Source organism: Candidatus Atelocyanobacterium thalassa isolate ALOHA, from assembly GCF_000025125.1.
Classification (GTDB): Bacteria; Cyanobacteriota; Cyanobacteriia; order Cyanobacteriales; family Microcystaceae; genus Atelocyanobacterium; species Atelocyanobacterium thalassae.
Genome location: NC_013771.1, coordinates 320,221 through 339,943 on the forward strand (window position 1 = coordinate 320,221; position 19,723 = coordinate 339,943).

Consider the following 19,723-nt stretch of genomic DNA (forward strand, 5'->3'; position numbering starts at 1 on the left):
ATGGATTAAATGCTTACTAATAATCTAGTTGAGAAACAAAAAATTAACTTAACTCATTAATGTAATTTACTTCTTAAATAAGATTAATCTAGATTGCAAGGTTTTATATTTAGAAGCTGACTATACTTTTTAATAATATAGTTGTCATAAGAATTAAGAGATGTATAGTAAGTAAAGGAAGATTCTCCGGTATAGGTTTTTGCAAAGAAAAGGAAATCCATGGCACAACAGTTAAAGTTTACGAAAACTGGCAAAATTATCTCAACATCTTTACATACAGAAATGAGACATTCGTATTTAGAGTATGCTATGAGTGTAATTGTAGGAAGAGCTCTACCAGATGCGAGAGACGGGTTGAAACCTGTTCATCGCCGTATTCTTTATGCTATGTATGAATTAGGTTTAACTCCTGAGCGTCCTTTTCGTAAATGCGCCCGTGTAGTAGGTGACGTTCTTGGCAAATATCATCCTCATGGTGATCAAGCCGTGTATGATGCTTTAGTACGCATGGCACAGGATTTTTCAAGTCGTTATCCTTTACTTTCTGGACATGGCAACTTTGGTTCTATAGATAATGACCCGCCTGCAGCAATGCGTTATACAGAAACCAGGCTTTCTTCTATTGCTAATGAAGGAATACTTGGAGAAATTGGTGAAAATATCATCGATTTTAATAATAATTTTGATAATTCTCAGCAAGAACCTATTGTTCTTCCTGTTAAAATTCCTAATTTATTAGTTAATGGTTGTACAGGGATTGCTGTAGGAATGGCTACTAATATTCCTCCGCATAATTTAGGAGAGTTGATAGACGGATTAATAGCTTTATTAGAAAAACCTGAATTATCTAATGAAAAATTGTGGAAAATAATTCCTGGCCCAGATTTTCCTACTGGAGGTGAAATCATTCAAACTGAAGGAATTAAAGATGCTTACCGTGATGGAAAAGGAATCATTAGAGTCCGCGGAGTAGTAAGTATAGAAAAGATTAATGTAGGAAAGAAAAGACGTCAAGAAAGAACAGCATTGATAATAACTGAGCTTCCTTATCAAGTAAATAAAGCCGCCTGGATTGAGAAAATTGCCGATTTAGTTAATTGTGGACGTCTAGAGGGCATAGCAGATATTAGAGATGAAAGTGATCGTACTGGTATGAGGGTAGTAATTGAGCTAAAAAGAGATGCAGTTACTAAATTAGTTCTTAAAGAGTTATATAAGAAAACAGCTTTAGAGCATAACTTTGGCGCGATTATGCTAGCTTTAGTTGATAACCAACCACAACAGTTGTCTCTACGTAGTTTATTGGAGGAATTCTTAAGTTTTAGAGAAAAGACTCTAAATCGTCAGTACAGTAATGAATTAAAAAACTGTCAAGATCAGTCAGATATTTTAAAGGGATTACTAATTGCTCTTGCAAATTTAGACAAAGTAATTAACATTTTGTGTAATTCAGTAGATTCGACAATCGCTAAAGAACAGTTTCAGAAAGAGTTAGGCTTGAATGAAAAACAAGCGAATGGTATTTTAGCAATGCCTATGAGACGTTTGACTGGGCTAGAAAGGAAAAAAATTGAGACAGAATATGAAGAACTACAAATAAAAGTTAATAAATTAGAAATTTTATTGAAAAATCGTAAAGAGTTTTTGGCAGAATTGAAAAAAGAATTACGTTCTCTTAAGAAAAAATATGGAGATAAGCGCCGTACTAGAATTATTGGGAAAGACACTACGAAAATAAATAATATTGAAACTCAGAAGCTTGATGTTCCAAAGCAACCAATATTACAAAGTAAAAAAAAGATATCCCATACACCTAAACAATTAAATCTTAATTTATCTAAAGATTCTATTTTAGAAATGACTTACCAGGGAGAAGTAGCTTGGAGAAAGCCGGAAGATAGGGGCTTTGAGAATAAGCTATTGATTTATAGTGAGATAATAGGAGAAAGAGAGCAAATAATTGTAATTACCGATAATGGTAAAGCTTATCCTATAAAAATCCTCGATATTCCCTATATTGATGTTCAATCAACTTTTTTAATTAGCTTATTACCTGAAAATGCACAAAAAGATACTAAAAGCGTTATATCTATATTTTTTTTAACTAAGAACGTTGAAAATCGGAATTTACTTCTATTAACAAACCAAGGAAAAATTAAGCGTATTCAACTATCAGAATTAAATAGCCTTACCAACAGAGGATTATCATTAATGAAGTTAAAAAATGATGATTTCTTAAAATATATCTCTTTTGTTAAAGAAGAAGATGAAATCGTAATTGCTATAACCAGCGGTCGCTTATTACGTTTTCAAATGAAAAATGAGGAGATTCCTGTCATGAATCGTAATACGCAGGGAGAGCAAGCTTTTAGGCTTAGGAGTAAAGAAGAGATTGTCGGATGCATTAATATGAATAAGAAAGATGATATTTTATTAGTATCAAAACTAGGGTATGGGAAAAGGCTCAATGTATTAGATTTACGTATAACAAAACTAGGTGACATTGGAACACAAGCTTTGAAGTTTATTCATCAAGCTGATAGCCTATTAGGCATAAAGGTATCATCAGATATAAGAAACATTAATATTTTAACTAATAAGAATAGAGTTATTACTACAGAAATAACAGAAGTCGAAAATAACAAACCAATAGTTGAATTATTTGATACGGAAATAATTATTCATATTAATTAATTTCACACGAAACAGTAATAAGTGAAAGATAAAAAAGAATCATAATCCACATTCATTGTTATGTATTTATTTGTGCCTAAACTTATTAATACTTAAGGTTAAATCTAAAATTATGTTTAGATATCTAAATTCTTTTACTAATTGAAATATAAAAACTTACTTTTTATTGGAGGAAAGTTTAATGAAGTATGCAATTTTGTAAAAACAAATGATATGTATAATACAATTATTATAAATCTATAAAATCAAAACATATCTCGAAAATTTTATGATAATATTAAGGATACTCTTTTGAAATTATATTTAAAATTGCTAATATGACTCTTCAACTTGGTGATATTGCGCCCGATTTTTCTCAAGATTCTAGCGAAGGAATTATTTCTTTTCATGAATGGGCTGGTGACAAATGGGTAGTCCTTTTTTCACATCCTGCTGACTATACTCCTGTATGTACAACTGAGTTGGGTATGGTTTCTAAACTTAAATCAGAATTTGAGAAACGCAATGTTAAAGTTTTAGCTTTAAGTGTAGATGGTGTAAGTTCTCATAAAGGATGGATAAATGATATTAATGAAACTCAGAACACCACTGTCAATTATCCTATTATTGCCGACTCTGACTCTAAAGTGGCTAACTTATATGGAATGATTCATCCTAAATCTTTAAATAAACTTACAGTTCGTTCTGTATTTATTATTGATCCTAATAAGAAAGTTCGTTTGATTTTAACTTATCCTGCCAGTACCGGAAGAAACTTTGATGAGATCTTAAGAGTTATTGATTCTCTACAATTAACTGATTATCACCAAGTAGCAACCCCAGCTAATTGGAAAGATGGTAATGATTGTGTTGTAGTGCCTTCTATCTCTACTGAAGAAGCTAAACAAAAGTTTCCAAAAGGCGTGACCGAAGTCAAACCTTACCTACGCATGACTCCTCAGCCAAATAAATAAAATTAAAATAGTTATCCAACTTTTTAATCAAATAAACAGAGAAAATAGTTTAGAAAAAATTTTCTCTGTTTATTAATACAATACATATATAAAGCAATTTACTAATCTTTTTGTAAATTGCTTTACATATATGAATATTTTGGTAAATTTTGTTATAATAGTAATTTAAACTTTTTATTAATTGAGAGATTTTGGAATGTCTAGAAAATGTCAGTTAACTGGGAAAAAAGCAAATAATGGTTTTGCTGTCTCACATTCTCATCGTCGTACAAAAAAATTACAACAAGTAAACTTGCAATGGAAGAGAATTTGGTGGGAAGAAGGCAATCGTTGGGTAAAATTACGCCTTTCCACTAAAGCTATTAAAACTTTGGAGAAAAAAAGTTTACATCTCATGGCTAAAGAAGCAGGTATTAACTTAAATAAACTTTAAGTTAATATCTATGATCTGATTAAATAAAAAATAGCTATCCTCTTAAGGTGGTAAAAGCAATATATAATGTAGAGTTTTTACTAATCTCTTTTATTATTGTTCTTAAGTTTTAAGAAATAATTTCAACAAAAACTGCAGATATTTAGATATTTAGATAAGGAATTTAGATATTTGTAGTTTTTTAAATATTTAGATTTCTTATTCGCAGTTTAAACATTTATATTTTAGCGACTTTAGTGAATATCTTTAAGATTTCGATGCAATCTTATTTGATGAAGATGATAAAGTTATATTCTAGTATTTAGTTATCGATTACTTTTTGCGAAAAGTTGATTTTTTAGGACAGTACATCTCTAAATTTGTATTACAAATAAAAAAATATTAATAACAGTTAAGTATAACTTCATAAGCAATGAAGTATAAAATTAGTAATATAAAGCTAACAACAAATAACATTAAATTTCCAAAAAAGAATATAAATACGTACAGTTCACTTTTTATATATTGCTAATAAAAAAATCTTACTAATTATTAAAAAAAAGTGTAAAAAATATTAAAGAATTTTTTAATACACAAAGTTAATACTAGATGTAGTTATCAAATTCTATATCTAATAATTAATTTATAAGAATAAATATATTAACTATGTTATTTATCAAGAAAAAATTAAAATGGATTTTTCTTATATTGTCATTTCTAGCAATCATAATAATGGTACAAGATAGTTGGCAAGATATTAGAAATATTCATATAAAGTCTAATGGTTATATATTTTTACTTTTATCTTTGTTAATAACTTTCTTGGCTCATATTTGGTCAGGAATTCTTTGGGTCTATATACTTAAAAGTTGTCAACAATCTATTCATATTAATCTTGGTCTAAAAATTTATCTAATTACTAATATTTATAAGTATCTTCCAGGAAATGTAGGTCATTTTTTAAAACGAATCTATGAACTCCAAAGGCTAGGTTTCTCAGCGTCAATTGCCAGTGTAGGAATTATTATAGAACCATGTTTAATGCTTATATCTGCTTTATTAGTCACACTACTAGCTCATGTTTTAGACTCTACGAAGATAACTATAAATACTAATACATTATTTTTATATCTAATTCCCATTAGTATTGCTTTAATTATTATTCATCCATTTTTTTTAAATAAGGTAATCAGTTACTTATCAAAGCAAAAATATAAAAGCTTAGAAAGTAAAAATGCTAATTATATTAAAAGATATCCAGGATTAATAATTCTAGGAGAAGTAGGATTTATTTTATTAAAGGCACAAGGATTTATTTTAGTTTTAATGTCATTTATATCAATATCATCAGACAATTTTTTAAGATTCATAGGTTCTTTTAGTTTTGCTTGGCTTTTAGGTTTAGTTACTCCTGGTGCGCCTGGAGGAATAGGTATATTTGAAGCAACAGTTTTACGTATGCTTAGGCCATCTATATCTAACATAGAGGTTATCTTAGCAAGCGTGGCTATCTTTAGAATAATTAATGTCTTAGCGGAAGTATTGGGAATGTTTCTAGGTTATTTAATTAATAGAAATTCCCTAAAAAAAACATATAAATAGATTTAATAATAAATTAAAAAATTTATCTTTGTGCTTTAATATCTAAGCTATTAATCAATGTATTTATTCTGTTAATAAAGACTTTCAGGTTAAGACTATTTTACTTATTAATGGTTTTGTTTTTTTGTTTAAAAACAAAATGCCGAATTTCTTCTTCTATATGTTCAGTTACTTTTTTGACAGCTGGTTGTAGAATAGAGCTTATCTCTAATCCGAAGCTCAAATCTTTTACCTGGATAAGATATACAGTAACATCTTCAGGGAACTCCTTCTTAAATATTTTTTTACCAACTGCTAGAGCATTATCCCATCTAAAATCATGCAAGCTATTATTAATTTCTGGTAGCTCTTCTAATTCTTCTCCAGGAACTTTATAGATAGTACCTGGAGAAGAATTGATTGAGCAAGCATCTATAATAATTAATTTTTGGCTACCTTTTGCTTGAAACATAACTTCCATACCTGAAGTTCCACAATCAAAGATATTAATTCTGGAGAGAAATTTTTTTTGTAATTTTTTTTGTAATTTTTGAGCAATTATTGCTCCTATCGCATCATCGCAACGATTCAAATTACCGCAACCAATAATTGTTAACATTATAAATATTAGATACTCAAAATTTCTGATAATGCATCAAGAAGTTTTTTATTATCTTGATGTTTACGTACTGCAACTCTAAAATATTTATCACCTAACTCAGGGAAACTAAGACAATCACGGATTAAAATATGATACTTTTGTAATAATTTTTGTTGTAAAGTAGAGCTTTTCATTGATGTTTCTACTAGAAAAAAATTAGCTGAACTTGATATAGGTTTTAAGCCTTTTATTTTTGATAGACCTTGAAACAACTTTTCACTGGTAAACGAAAGCCATCTTTTTGTATTATATGTAAATTCTTTATCATTAATTGCTGCAATTCCTGCAACCATAGCTAAATAATTTACGCACCAAGGGTCTCTCCAAGTTTGCCATTTCTTTATACGATCAGGATGAGAAATTACATATCCTAAACGTAACCCAGGAATACTATAAAATTTTGTTAGAGAACGTAAAATTATTAAATTAGAATATTTTGATATCCAAGATATTAGACTTTGCTCTTGAAGAGGATCAACAAAGTCCATAAATGCTTCATCTACTACCACTAAAGATGATTCTTCTAGTAAAGGTATAAAAAATTCTTTTTTTAGCAATTTCCCTGTTGGGTTATGAGGGTTGTTAACAATAACTCCTGACTTTTTCCTTTTAAAGCTGGTAAGGGTAGCTATAGGGTTATCCTGTTGCCATAGAAAATCAACTGGCTCAATATTTGCCTGAAATGTTTTTAAAGCTCTTAAATAATCATTAAAAAAAGGTTTGAAAACATATGTTCTTTCTTCCTGTGCTAACTCACGTCCTGCCCAAGTCAATAATTCAGCTACACCATTTCCAATAAGGATCCATTCAGGAGGTAGATGATGATATTGAGCCAAAATTTTTCTTAACTGTGTATAGTTTGGATCGGGGTAATGATTAATATCTTGTAGTGCATCTTGAATTGCATTCAAAACACTTTGAGGTGGGCCAAGAGGATTTATACTAGCAGAAAAATCTAATATGGAAGAGGCAGGACAACCAATTTGATAGGCTGCCCAAAACAAGTTTCCTCCATGAATAGGACGCTGCATATTCATAAGAAAATAATAGCTATTTTTTTGGAGCGACTTTTTCTTTGAAAAGCTTCCCAGCTGAAAATGCAGGAACCTTAGTTGCAGGAATACTCATCTTTTCATTAGTTTTTGGATTGCGCCCTTCACGAGCTTTACGATTACGAGCTTCAAAAGAACCAAAGCCTACTAAGGTAACTTTGTCATCTCCAGCAACTGCTTCCATAATAGTTTCAATCGTAGCACTAATGATACTATCTGCTTGTTTTTTAGTAACATCAGCTTTGTTTGCTACTGTATCGATCAGTTCTCCTTTATTCATTTGGTAATCTCCTAATTTGAAGTTTTTACACTAATTTATTTTTGACATCATACCAAGAAATATATCGTTTGCAACTTTTTTAGTAAAATTAAATTATTAAATCCTAACAGAAGACCTTGTTTCTAGGTTGTTAGACTGACTTATTTCACTGAAAATAATTAACTAAATTGATATAAAGTAACTGATCAAATTATTATCTTGATCATGATATATTTTAACCATATCGAGAAGCAGTCGAAATAGATAGTTCGCTACCTCTCAATATGATTTCAAATGTAATTCCAGTGCTTACTTAACAATTGATGGTTGAAGAGAGTTAAAGAATTTTTTTCTAATTGTCTCAGCAATTTGAGGACTGGTTAATTCTAACTCTGCTTTTGATTCATCAGGAGTAGCATGATCAACTAATTGATCGGGAATTCCAATTCTCTTAATTGGAACTACAACATCAAGATCCATTAAAGCTTCGGTCACGGCTGAACCAAATCCACCCATCAAACAGCCTTCCTCTAGGGTTACTACTTTCCCAATACTTTTAGCGAGTGGTGCAATCAGATCAATATCTAAAGGCTTAACGAAACGTGCATTGATAACAGTTGCTTCAATACCGTGTTCTTTTAAAATTTCAGCTACTTGTAGTGACTGATTAACCATAGTTCCATAAGCTACTAGTAGAATATCATCACCATGACGAAGAATTTCTCCTTTACCAATGGGAATAGACTCCCAACCTTCCTCCATTAAAGGAACTCCAACTCCACTACCACGAGGAAAACGCATGGCGATAGGACCTGATACATGATTAATACCTGTAACTACCATACGCTGTAGTTCTGCTTCATCCTTAGGAGCCATTATTGTCATATTCGGTATACAACGTAGATAAGATATATCATACAGGCCCTGGTGAGTAGGTCCATCAGCTCCAACAATTCCTGCTCTATCTAAACAGAAAAATACAGGAAGATTTTGAATGGCAACATCATGTAAAACCTGATCATATGCTCGTTGTAAAAAAGTCGAATAAATTGCAACTAAAGGACGTATCCCTTCGCAAGCTAACCCAGCAGCTAAAGTAACTGCATGTTGTTCAGCAATACCAACATCAATGTACTGTTCCGGCAATTTTGCTTGAAGCTTATCCAAACCTGTCCCTGTCGCCATTGCGGCAGTAATACCAATAATTTTTGAATTATTTTGAGCTAAGGTCGTCAAAGTATGTGCAAAAACTTTGGAATAACTGGGAGGTTTAGGAGTATTAGAAGGTATTGCTTTTCCTGTAGCAAGACTAAATGGACTTTGGGCATGGTAGCCTACTTGATCTTTTTCTGCAATTTCATACCCTTTGCCTTTGACAGTAGATACATGTACAAAAACAGGTCCAGTGGCTTTATGTGCTTGTTTAAAGGTAGAAATTAATTCTTCTATATTGTGACCATCTATAGGTCCAAAGTATTTAAAACCTAGTTCTTCAATAACTGCACCAACTTTAGGCATAGCCAAGCGTTTAACGCCTTCTCTTAGCCTTTCCATTTCAGGAGTCAAAGAGTCACCAAAAAAAGGTAAATGCTTAAATTGCTCTTCGATATTATCTGAAATAAATTGGACAGGATCGCTTAATCTAACCTTGTTAAGGTAGCGAGAAATGGCTCCGACATTTGGGGAGATAGACATCTCATTATCATTAAGGACAACCATAAGGCTAGTATTAGGGAGATGACCAGCATGATTAATAGCTTCTAAAGCCATTCCTCCAGTCAAAGCTCCATCACCAATAATAGATACTACTTTATAGTTTTCACCTTTATTATCTCTAGCTATGGCCATTCCAAGGCCTGCAGAAATACTTGTAGAAGCGTGTCCAGCTCCAAAATGGTCAAATCTGCTTTCACATCTTTTTAAATATCCGGCGATGCCATTTTTTTGACGTAAGGTGTGGAAATTATTATAGCGACCAGTTAGGATTTTATGAGGATAGGCTTGATGCCCTACATCCCATATAACTTTATCTTGGTCAAGATCAAGAGTCTGATAAAGTGCGACAGTTAGCTCTACAACTCCCAATCCTGGTCCAAGATGTCCTCCACTAGCTGCAATAGTTTGTAAATGCTTTTCCCGAATTTGACGAGCAACGTCTTCTAATTGACGAACTGGTAGCCCGTGTAACTGATTAGGATGAATAATATCACTTAAATTCATAATGGTTTACTTTATACCATCTTGATTTGGTTGTTATGTTATCTTGATTTGATTGTTATATCAAATGATAGAATATTTCTTAGATATAGTAACTTTTATTATGTGTATTTAACTTATTTTTTAATCAGTTAAATTTATTTGTGCTATGTCAAAGATTATTAAACTTATCATTTAGTCATTAATATAAATATATTTGTTGTATTTGTCACATAAAATCATTAATTATGTAAAGTTTAAAAACTTTATTTATTTTTTATAATCTGATGGTAATAGCCTTTGACTAGAAGATCAACATCATTTTACCTATTTTTTCTATAGATGACCTAATCTGTACACAATACACTCAAATGACAAAGAATATGTAACAATATTAATTCCATACAATATTTAAAGCTTAACTTTTAATTATCCATGACCACAACAAACTCTAATAATCAACATGATAAAGTACTCAACGCGATGAAAAAGTTTGCTGAACAGTACGCGAAAAGAACAAATACTTATTTCTGTAATGAACCTTCTGTTACAGCGGTAGTTATCGAGGGTCTTTCTAGACATAAAGAAACACTAGGTTCTCCATTATGTCCATGTCGTCACTATGAAGATAAAGTTGCAGAAGTTAAAAGTACTTATTGGAACTGCCCTTGCGTTCCTATGAGAGAACGCAAAGAATGTCATTGCATGTTGTTTTTGACATCAGATAATACATTTGCTGGTAAAGAGCAAAAAATTGATTTAGAATTTATTAAAGAAGTACGAGAAAGTATGTCAAATTAACAAATATGATTGCAGAGAATTTTTTGGAAGGAATTAAACAATTCAATCAACAGGAATTTTATGCTTGTCATGATACATTAGAGTCTATCTGGATAAAAACAATTGACTTAGATAAACATTTTTATCAAGGCATATTACAGATATCAGTTGGTTGCTATCATCTAATAAATAATAATTGGCACGGAGCAGTTACTTTATTAGGAGAAGGAATAAGAAAACTTCGTAAGTATCAACCAAATTATAAAAACGTCAATGTTTCTCAATTTTTAGAAGAAAGTGAAAATTTATTGACGTATCTTCATGGTGTAAGTCCTGATAGCATTACTGAGATTTCTATGCTTTTAAAATCAGATGCTAAACATTCTTTGTGTAAACTTCCTTATATTATTATGCTTTCATAGTATGATACACAACAGTATCTATACTGAGTTTCTAGTTGCTATTTTAGCAATTGCCTTTTAAATATAATAGATTAGAAATACTATTAACAAGGGCTTAGTAAGTTTCTAAACAACTATTTAATATAAAAAGAACTTGTTTAAAAATTTTTTTACTTAAAAATATTTTTTTGCACATTTTTTATAATCTTAAAAATTGCCAAGGCATAGTTTTCCTACTAGATACAAAATTAAATTATATAATTTATATTCGCTATTAATTTAATCTTTTTTAGAAGATTTATTTATTTTTGATATCAGTTAACAAGACGCACTGAAAAGGTTTAATTTTACAATATGAACAAAAATAATATGAGAAAAAAACTATATCAAAAAATTATAATAATTTTTTCAGGCTTAGCATTACTTGGTAGTATGGTTATGGCAACTTTTTCTTTTAAGCAATACTCTCCATCTTCATTATCAAAATCAAACACAGAGACAATTTACTCTATTGATGAAAGATTATATTCTATTATTCAAGGATATGAGACTGTTTTAGAAAGGGAACCAAATAATATGACAGCTAAACAAGGTTTAGAAGAAGCTCTAAGAACTTTAGTTGCTAGTCAAATACAAGCAAAAAATTTGGATAAAACTATTCCAATAATGGAAAAGTTGACAACACTAGTACCAGAAAATGATCAATACAGAAACATATTAAAACAAATTAAAAATAATACAAATTCAAATACTAAAACAAAAGATCTAAGTGTTTCTGATTCGGCTAATCCTTAATTTTTTTTGAATTTACGCTCGACAGCCGAACGTCGACTTAGTTCTTTACAATTAGCCATTAAAATTTTTAAAAAGAATGTATCTGAAGGCACTCATTTCGGGAAAGAAATCTCATTTTTATTTCTTTCCCTATATGTTACATATATAATATATAGTCTCTTGAAAAAAGACTTCTAATTTTTTATATCATTTAAAGCAATATTTATTTAATTAAATTGTAAATTCTCAAATATTAGATAAATGTATATTACAGCTCATAGATATATTCACTGTATATTAAACTGCATTGACAGATTGTCCTTATTAACTCATTTATCTGGTCATATCCTGAGATGTCAATTGCTTTTTATTAATATAATGACTAATTCACTTTCATCGTTTTTTAAGTTGTTTTGTCCGTATTAAGCTTTTAAATCTACAGAAAATCCTATTGATTTTGACAATTTAATTTTTCTAGCCATTATTTGTTTATCTGTTCTTGCTATTTTATCGTTGTAATGACTAACTTCTTCTCATTTAACTAATAAAAATTTTACAAATTATAATAATTAAGTTTCTAATATTTAAAAAAATAACAAATATTATTCTACTTGTTATCAGAATATTTAACTCTAGATATTTCAAAATTAAACATTCTGTTGTTTTCTAAAACGTATTTTTATTACGTTTTAGAAAACAACAGAATGTTTAAGAAGTTTTTTCTTTTTTCTTTGGACGTTTCTCAAAAGGTAATGCTTCTCTGGTTATTTCTTCTTTTTTTTGCTCGTCTACTAACTTCTGCAAATTATCAGGCAGTGGCTCTCGCATGAGAATCAAACTTTGTAATGTTTGAAAAACATTGGCTACCACAATATACATTAAAACTCCTGCAGGCAAGGGAAAGAATAAGAACATACCACTAAATAAAATCGGGGTAATTTTAGTGATTGCTTGTTGTTGTTGTTGTCCACCACCCGAAGAACCCGATAATTCTTGGTTTACATAAATACTGGCACCAAAAAATAATATCATTGCTAGGATATCCCAATTAATATTTCCATCTTCACCCATAACACCTACCTGGCCTAGTGCTTTAATAAAAAGAAATCCTTTGTTAGCAGCGATACCAGGAATAGTTGCTTTTATACTAACTTCTCCAGGATATAAGGCTTTAAAGGTTCCATCTTCATAATTTTCTAATCTCTCGGAACCCTTCACAACTTCAAATATAGGGTGAATTTTGCTATACGAATCTTGGGAAATTAACTGTGTAAGTTTTTCTCCTTCAACAGTTTGAAATACGACATCTACTTTCTCACCTACCTCCAACTTATTACCTTTTGGCAATGATGCCGTTACGGGGAAATGTATTCCATCATTAATATAAATATTGTTAGGCTTAGTTTGAAAAAGTTGTGAGGTTACTACTTCTATATTTTCTTTAGGTAAAATCTGAGCATCTAGTGTATAGCTAATATCAGCGAATGGTGATCCTCTTAAAGTTGCAAATAAAGCAAAAAGAATAGGCATTTGCAGTACAAGGGGCAAACAACCTGCTAAGGGATTACCAAATTCTTTCATTAGTTTTCCCATTTCTTCTTGCTGTTTTGCAGAATCATCTTTGTAGCGACGTTGAATTTCTTCTTGCCTTTCCTTCATCAGAGGCTGAGTAATTTTCATTTTTCGCATATTGCGAATTTGCCCTGCACTTAAAGGATACAAAGCTAAACGAATTACTAATGTCAAAGCAATAATTGAAAAGCCATAACTAGGTACAATCCCATAAAAAAAATCTAGGATTGGTAGCATAATATTTGTAGAAATAAATCCGATCCCAAAATCCATTCTTCTTAATCCAAATTATTTTTCTAAAAGGTGATCTTTTTGTATAGACTCTATAATAAAGTGAAGAGTAATAGTAACTAAAAGTTATCTCATCTTACTTTTAAGTTTAAAGTTTATTTAAATTTAATTATCCAAAATATTTTAATTTATAACTTTAGTATTTTTAAAATATAAAGATAATTGAGAATAGATAACTATCATATTTGTGAGCAACAAAATAAGATTATCATATCCAACAGCTAAATGAGTAATTAATGTTCATTTCATAAAGATATAACCATTAAAAACAATTACATTTGATTGGTAATAAGAATTTCTCACTATTTTAAAGTAGTAGTATATTTTAATTTTCTAAATAGTTGAATTTAAACAAATTATGGCTAATTTTAATAAGGTTTTATGTCATCATAAAAAATACCAAAAAATATAATTTTTCTAATAACCATAAACAATTTTTGCATTAATCAACAATTCTTTTATTTCTCTTAAAAAAATATTGTACTGGCATACTTGAGGTTGCTTCTTGACTACTATAACAACTTGATAGCCTGAAACAATTTTAGGCAAAAAGGTGCGTATTACTGACTTAACTTGCCGTTTTAAATAATTACGAACTATTGCTTTTTTACTTACTTTTTGGCTGATAGAAATACCAAACTGGGTCGGTAATATTTGATGATTTTTATTAGTATCAAACAATGAATGCATTATAAATTGAGAACTTTGATAACATTCTCCTCTCTTATAAACAGATTTAAATGCTTTGTAATGTCTAAGACGATTATTTTTAGGTAATCCCACTTTTCTCCACAATTACTTAAACATTCAGGGGAACGTTATTGACTTAAACAGATAAACGATGTCTTCCTCTTTTGCGTCTTGCTTGAATGACTTTTCGTCCATTATGATCTCTCATACGTGCTCGGAAGCCTGATGTTCTTTTCTGTTTACGGTTAGTTCCTCCTAGTGTTCGCTGGGTCATGAGCTTGTTCCTCCGATAATAATTCTTTAGCTAAACGTTGCAAATATACAAAAGTATATCATAACAAAACACAAGATAAATAGCAAATTCTGTTCTTTTTTAACATGGTATATTTTCATCCTAATTTTTATATCAGTTCTTACAAACTAAAGTTTTATATTTAAATTAATTATTCTACTTAGCATCATTTTAAATACAATCGCATTATTTATTACAGAAAAAATATCAATGTATAAGTCTTATATACTGGTGTTTTTTCTTTTAACAGTATTGATTAATAATTAAATTAAACTTATCTTTACTAGGTTTTTAGCGCTTCTCATATTTTATTTGTGTCAATATTTTTAATTTTTGAATATGAGTTAGAACTTAACAAGGTAGCTAAAATATTAAATATTTCGGATGCTTAAGTTTTGTAATAAAAATAATTTTAGAGTTTACCAAATCTTCTTTGTCTATGTTGATATTCTAATAAAGCTTCATAAAAAGTTTTATATGTAAAATCTGGCCAAAGTGTTGAAGTAACATAAATTTCTGCATAAGCTAATTGCCACAATAAAAAATTGCTTAAACGCATTTCTCCACTAGTACGAATTAGCAGATCAGGGTGAGGGATATCTTTAGTGTATAAGTAGTTTTCGAATAGACTTTCATCTATATCGTTTATATTAAGCAAACCCTGCTTAACTTTCATCGCAATAGTTCGACAACTTTGGACAATTTCCTGACGTCCTCCATAGTTAGTAGCTATTGTGAATTGTACTCCTGTATTATTTTCCGTATTTTTCATTGAGCGGAAAATTTCTGATTGTAAAGATGAGGGTAGTTCTTCTAGGTTTCCAACAAAACGTATCTTTACGTTTTCAGCCATCATTTCTTGTAGCTCTCTATGTAAAACTGTTTCAAAAAGAGCCATTAAAAATTCTACTTCTTGAAGAGGTCTTCCCCAATTTTCAGTCGAAAAAGCATAGGCTGTCAGGGCAGGAATACCTAAGTCTCTACAATAACGAAGTAAATCTTTAAGAGTTCCTACACCTCTTTGATGTCCCACGATTCGAGGAAGTCCACGATTTTTCGCCCAACGGCCATTGCCATCCATTATGACGGCAATATGGCTTGGGAGGCGCTTTTGATCAAGATCGGTTGGTAAATTTTTCAACACAATAGATTGCTTAACAGTCATTTCTTCTCTTCCGATGAGTTCGATGACGAAATATTAAAAGTTCGTTTAAAAAAAAGTTTTCCTTGTGAGTTAATAGTATGTTTTAAAACATCCCAACCAGGAGCTACAGAATTACTGTCAACAATTAGAGAAAAGCGCTGTTGTAATAATTCTTTTAACCTACTATTGGTTAAGGGACGATCTAAAACTCCTTTCTCGGCTAAAGAAATAGAGCCTGTTTCCTCAGAAACTACTATACAAAGACATTTATCAAGATTTTCAGTTACCCCAATAGCGGCACGATGTCGAGTTCCTAACTGACGTGAAAAAGTTTTGTCAGACAAAGGTAAGATAACTCCTGCAGAAATTATTCTAGAACCACGAATGAAAACAGCTCCATCATGAAGTAAGGTTTTAGGCTGAAAAATTGTCTGTAATAAGGCCTTAGAAATTTCCCCGTTAACTACTACTCCGGGATCGACAAAAGCCCTAGTATCAATAGATGCTTCTGTCTCAATAACAATTAATGCTCCTGTTCTATTTTGAGATAATTCTCGTACTGCCTCTACCAGTTCATCCACTATATTATCTGGTTTAGTGATAGGTCTTCTTTGTTTGAATAGTTGTAGTATTTTTCCTCTTCCTAGTAATTCTAGAAATCTTCGAAATTCTCCCTGAAAAACGACAGCCATGGATACTGCTGCTCCTAAAACTAATTTTTCTAATACGAATTTCAGCAGTGTTAGTTGAAGCTTTTCGCTAATTACTGTTACTAACATTAAAATAATTAGCCCCCGAACCATCCACAAAGTACGACGCTCACCAATAACAAGAAGCATCAAATAGGTTAACAACAGCACAAAACTAGTATCAATGCCGCTATGAATCAACCCTGAGGGTATCCAGCGCTGATCAGGAGGCTCACCTAACATGATGTAAAATGACAAGATGGATGATTAGTAAGAACAGAAATAAATTATAGAATGCAATTAGGCAGGAGCCTCTGGGGTAAACAGTCTTGTTTAACTAGATCGTCATAAGTTTCCCGTCGTACAATCAAATTAGCTTCTCCATGATTAACTAAGACTGCAGCTGGACGTGGAATACGATTATAGTTTGAAGCCATACTATAGTTATATGCTCCTGTTCCCATTACTACTAGAATATCTCCTGTATGAGTTTGAGGCAACTGAGCATCTTTAATTATTATATCTCCAGATTCGCAATGTTTTCCTGCAATAATAAATGTTTCAGTAATTTTTTCTGACATTTTATTACCTATAAGAATACTATAAAGCGATTGATAAGTAATAGGGCGAGGATTATCAGACATTCCTCCATCAATAGCAAGGTAAGTGTGAAGTCCAGGAATCTCTTTACGACTCCCTACTGTATAAGCAGTTACACCGGCAGAACCTATTAATGATCTACCAGGTTCTGCTATCAATTTTGGAAATGATAGGTTACTGTCTAGACAGGCTTCCATGACTGATTCACTAACATTTTTAACCCATTCTTCAATACTCGGAGGATTATCATCAGAGGTATAAGAAATACCTAATCCTCCTCCAATATTTAACTCAGACAAGGTTAATCCAAGTTCTTGAGATTTTTTTAACAATTTAACCAAAATAAAAGCAAGATCACGATGTGGTTGCTTTTCAAAAATTTGAGACCCTATATGAGAATGCAATCCTCGACAATTTAAAACTTTTTGTTTAATTACGTAGTTAATTACAGTTTCAAAATCGTTTAGATTAAAGCCAAATTTACTATTCACATGTCCTGTCTTTATATATTCATGAGTATGGCATTCAATTCCCGGGGTTAATCTCAGTAAAATACGAATAGACTTTTCTGGCAAACAACTGCCAAGTTCTACTAAATTTTGAAGTTCCAGCCAATTATCTACAACTATGTTGCAGTTGGCTTTTATAGCTAATTCTAATTCATCTAAAGACTTATTATTACCATGAAAGTAAACTCTATTAGCTATTTCTATTTCAGAGTATCCTAATTTTGACATCGCTATTTGAACAGTGTGAAACTCTCCTCCTGAAACGACATCAAAGCCTAAATTTTCAGTTGCTATGATTCCAACTACTGAGAGGCAGCTCCAAGCTTTTGAAGCATAAATAACTTGAGATGAGCCTTTGTAATAAAGCTTGAAATTATCTCGATATTGCTTACAAGAAGTTCTTAGAGTTTTTTCATCTAAGATATATAAAGGAGAGCCAAATTTCTCCACTAAATCTTTAATATTACATTCACCAATTTCTAAGAAATCATCTTCTGTAGTCTTAGATGTTAATGGTAATAAACAATTATTGGGTGATTTTTGTAAAATTTCATTAGTATATTTAGATATATAATCTTGTCCTGTACGAAAAATATGTTCTGATTTGGATACCATTATTTCCTGACCTTTGGTAATTTAATTACTAAAATAATTAAAGAGTCTAAAACCTATTTTAGGAATCCTCCAAATGGTATTTGAAGAATATGTTAAGAATTATAATATGGATTTTTCTATATCAATATTCATGATAGTGATAACTAGCAATTACTTTGTGGTTTTAAAAATTAGTATATTAAGTACAAAATATATTATGTAAAGTTTGTTATTCAGTAATCAATAAGACTTGCTTTTATTTATTTTAAATTTAATATTACTTTTACTCAATAAAAATGATGTGAAATATTTGTTATTGCTTCTATTAAACTATTAATATTTCTTGAAATTAATAACTAGGTTTGGCTTTGTTTATATATAGTTCTAAGATTGCAATTATATAATTGCAATCTTAGAACTATATATAATTTAGAGAAGAAAAAGATTTTTCTTAACAAATTATCAAGGTAGATAATTTATTCTTCAGAGATATCTGTAGTTTCAACTACCTCCTCTTGAATTTCATCTACATCTGATGCAGAGGGAATATCTTCCATGGTACTTTTGTCTTCTCCAGTTGTTTCTCCAGTGATTTCTTCAGGTATCTCTCTACCTTCCGCCTCTGCAAGAAGCTTTTGACGATACTTCTCAGCCATCTCTTCTGCTTTTTCGAATACCACATCGCGATTTTTCAGCATATCTCCAGGTTCAGGTTCAAGCTGTTTTGTTGATAAAGATATTCTTCCTCTTTCTGCATCGAGATCGATAATCATAACTTTTAATTCATCATTCACTCCAAAAACACTATGAGGAGTATCAATGTGATCATGAGAAATTTCAGAAATGTGCAAAAGTCCGCTAACTCCGCCTATATCAATGAAAGCACCATAAGGCTTAATTCCACGAACAGAACCAATAACAACTTGTCCTACTTCTAAGCCGTTCATTTTGCGTTCAACTAATGCACGACGATGACTAAGGACTAAGCGGTTTCTTTCTTCGTCAACTTCAAGGAATTTTAAAGGTAATTCCTCTCCAACCAAATCTTCCTTAGCTTCACGAGTACTTATATGGGATCCTGGAATAAAACCTCTTAATCCTTCAATTCTAACGAGGGCACCTCCTCGATTGGTTGCAAAAACATTCGAACGCACAGTTGCGTCTTCTTCTCTTAATTGACGTACTCTTTCCCAAGCTCGCATATATTCAATGCGTCTAATAGAAAGAGTTAGCTGTCCGTCTTCATTCTCATCAGTTAAAATGAAAAACTCTCTTGTTTCATTAGGCTGAAGAACTTCATCAGGATTATCTACTCTGTTAATTGACATTTCCTGGATAGGAATATAAGCTGCAGTTTTTGCTCCGATATCAATTAATGCGCCTCTTGGCTCCATACTAAAAACAGTACCAGGGACAATATCTCCAGGACTGAAGTGATAATCATATTTATCAAGTAATGCAGCAAAATCTTCGTGAGTAAAACCAATATCTTTAATTGTTGCTTTCTGATCTGCCATGTATTTTCATTTTCCTATACTTAAATCTCTGATAATTAGTAATGCCTCCTGTTGACGCATGT

Annotated in this window: 18 protein-coding genes; 7 read left to right on the top strand and 11 right to left on the bottom strand. The window is 31.0% G+C overall.

What is annotated here, in order from left to right; all coding sequences use genetic code 11:
- Positions 1 to 219: 219 nt before the first annotated feature.
- The 4 genes from UCYN_RS01395 (at position 220) to UCYN_RS01410 (ending at position 5,661) form a co-directional block, all read left to right on the top strand.
- Positions 220 to 2,694, top strand: coding sequence for a DNA gyrase/topoisomerase IV subunit A (locus tag UCYN_RS01395; protein ID WP_012953707.1), 2,475 nt, complete (start codon positions 220 to 222; stop codon positions 2,692 to 2,694).
- A gap of 317 nt (positions 2,695 to 3,011) precedes the next feature.
- Positions 3,012 to 3,647 carry a peroxiredoxin gene (locus UCYN_RS01400; RefSeq protein ID WP_012953708.1) on the top strand — a complete coding sequence of 212 codons (636 nt, stop codon included), beginning with the start codon at positions 3,012 to 3,014 and terminating at the stop codon, positions 3,645 to 3,647.
- Between the two features lie 196 nt (positions 3,648 to 3,843).
- Positions 3,844 to 4,080 (top strand): 50S ribosomal protein L28, encoded by a 237-nt coding sequence (gene rpmB / locus UCYN_RS01405; protein ID WP_041487717.1) that lies wholly within the window; start codon positions 3,844 to 3,846, stop codon positions 4,078 to 4,080.
- A 711-nt stretch (positions 4,081 to 4,791) separates the two neighbouring features.
- Positions 4,792 to 5,661 carry a lysylphosphatidylglycerol synthase domain-containing protein gene (locus UCYN_RS01410; RefSeq protein ID WP_012953710.1) on the top strand — a complete coding sequence of 290 codons (870 nt, stop codon included), beginning with the start codon at positions 4,792 to 4,794 and terminating at the stop codon, positions 5,659 to 5,661.
- A 100-nt stretch (positions 5,662 to 5,761) separates the two neighbouring features.
- Here the strand turns inward: UCYN_RS01410 and UCYN_RS01415 are convergent, their stop codons facing one another.
- From UCYN_RS01415 to dxs, 4 genes are all read right to left on the bottom strand, one after another.
- Positions 5,762 to 6,259, bottom strand: coding sequence for a hydrogenase maturation protease (locus UCYN_RS01415; protein ID WP_012953711.1), 498 nt, complete (start codon positions 6,257 to 6,259; stop codon positions 5,762 to 5,764).
- An 8-nt stretch (positions 6,260 to 6,267) separates the two neighbouring features.
- Positions 6,268 to 7,332, bottom strand: coding sequence for a threonine-phosphate decarboxylase CobD (gene cobD / locus UCYN_RS01420; protein ID WP_041487817.1), 1,065 nt, complete (start codon positions 7,330 to 7,332; stop codon positions 6,268 to 6,270).
- A 19-nt stretch (positions 7,333 to 7,351) separates the two neighbouring features.
- Complete coding sequence (locus tag UCYN_RS01425) at positions 7,352 to 7,633, bottom strand: HU family DNA-binding protein (protein ID WP_012953713.1); 282 nt, start codon at positions 7,631 to 7,633, stop codon at positions 7,352 to 7,354.
- A 288-nt stretch (positions 7,634 to 7,921) separates the two neighbouring features.
- Positions 7,922 to 9,832 (bottom strand): 1-deoxy-D-xylulose-5-phosphate synthase, encoded by a 1,911-nt coding sequence (dxs, locus tag UCYN_RS01430; protein WP_012953714.1) that lies wholly within the window; start codon positions 9,830 to 9,832, stop codon positions 7,922 to 7,924.
- 411 nt (positions 9,833 to 10,243) lie between these two features.
- On the opposite strand from dxs, the gene UCYN_RS01435 reads away from it, so the two are divergent.
- From UCYN_RS01435 to UCYN_RS01445, 3 genes are all read left to right on the top strand, one after another.
- On the top strand, positions 10,244 to 10,609 hold the full coding sequence (locus tag UCYN_RS01435; RefSeq protein ID WP_012953715.1) for a ferredoxin-thioredoxin reductase catalytic domain-containing protein: 366 nt from the start codon (positions 10,244 to 10,246) through the stop codon (positions 10,607 to 10,609).
- Positions 10,610 to 10,614: 5 nt separating this feature from the next.
- A complete protein-coding gene (locus UCYN_RS01440; RefSeq protein ID WP_012953716.1) occupies positions 10,615 to 11,010 on the top strand; it encodes a DUF309 domain-containing protein in 396 nt (131 codons plus the stop codon).
- Between the two features lie 348 nt (positions 11,011 to 11,358).
- Complete coding sequence (locus UCYN_RS01445) at positions 11,359 to 11,784, top strand: tetratricopeptide repeat protein (RefSeq protein WP_049765567.1); 426 nt, start codon at positions 11,359 to 11,361, stop codon at positions 11,782 to 11,784.
- A 687-nt stretch (positions 11,785 to 12,471) separates the two neighbouring features.
- Here UCYN_RS01445 and yidC read toward each other — a convergent pair.
- The 7 genes from yidC to UCYN_RS01480 all read right to left on the bottom strand — a co-directional run bounded on the left by yidC (position 12,472) and on the right by UCYN_RS01480 (position 19,661).
- The gene (yidC, locus tag UCYN_RS01450) at positions 12,472 to 13,608 is read right to left on the bottom strand and encodes a membrane protein insertase YidC (protein WP_012953718.1); all 1,137 of its coding nucleotides are present in this window, start codon (positions 13,606 to 13,608) and stop codon (positions 12,472 to 12,474) included.
- A 435-nt stretch (positions 13,609 to 14,043) separates the two neighbouring features.
- Positions 14,044 to 14,409 (bottom strand): ribonuclease P protein component, encoded by a 366-nt coding sequence (rnpA, locus tag UCYN_RS01455; RefSeq protein WP_012953719.1) that lies wholly within the window; start codon positions 14,407 to 14,409, stop codon positions 14,044 to 14,046.
- Positions 14,410 to 14,452: 43 nt separating this feature from the next.
- Positions 14,453 to 14,590, bottom strand: a complete 138-nt coding sequence (gene rpmH, locus UCYN_RS01460) for a 50S ribosomal protein L34 (protein ID WP_012953720.1) — start codon at positions 14,588 to 14,590, stop codon at positions 14,453 to 14,455.
- 430 nt (positions 14,591 to 15,020) lie between these two features.
- The gene (gene uppS, locus UCYN_RS01465) at positions 15,021 to 15,773 is read right to left on the bottom strand and encodes an undecaprenyl pyrophosphate synthase (protein ID WP_012953721.1); all 753 of its coding nucleotides are present in this window, start codon (positions 15,771 to 15,773) and stop codon (positions 15,021 to 15,023) included.
- Positions 15,770 to 16,684, bottom strand: coding sequence for a diadenylate cyclase CdaA (gene cdaA, locus UCYN_RS01470; protein WP_012953722.1), 915 nt, complete (start codon positions 16,682 to 16,684; stop codon positions 15,770 to 15,772). The genes uppS and cdaA overlap by 4 nt, the downstream gene beginning before the upstream one ends.
- A 44-nt stretch (positions 16,685 to 16,728) precedes the next feature.
- A complete protein-coding gene (gene lysA / locus UCYN_RS01475) occupies positions 16,729 to 18,165 on the bottom strand; it encodes a diaminopimelate decarboxylase (RefSeq protein WP_012953723.1) in 1,437 nt (478 codons plus the stop codon).
- A gap of 455 nt (positions 18,166 to 18,620) precedes the next feature.
- A complete protein-coding gene (locus UCYN_RS01480; RefSeq protein WP_012953724.1) occupies positions 18,621 to 19,661 on the bottom strand; it encodes a 30S ribosomal protein S1 in 1,041 nt (346 codons plus the stop codon).
- Between the last annotated feature and the right edge of the window lie 62 nt (positions 19,662 to 19,723).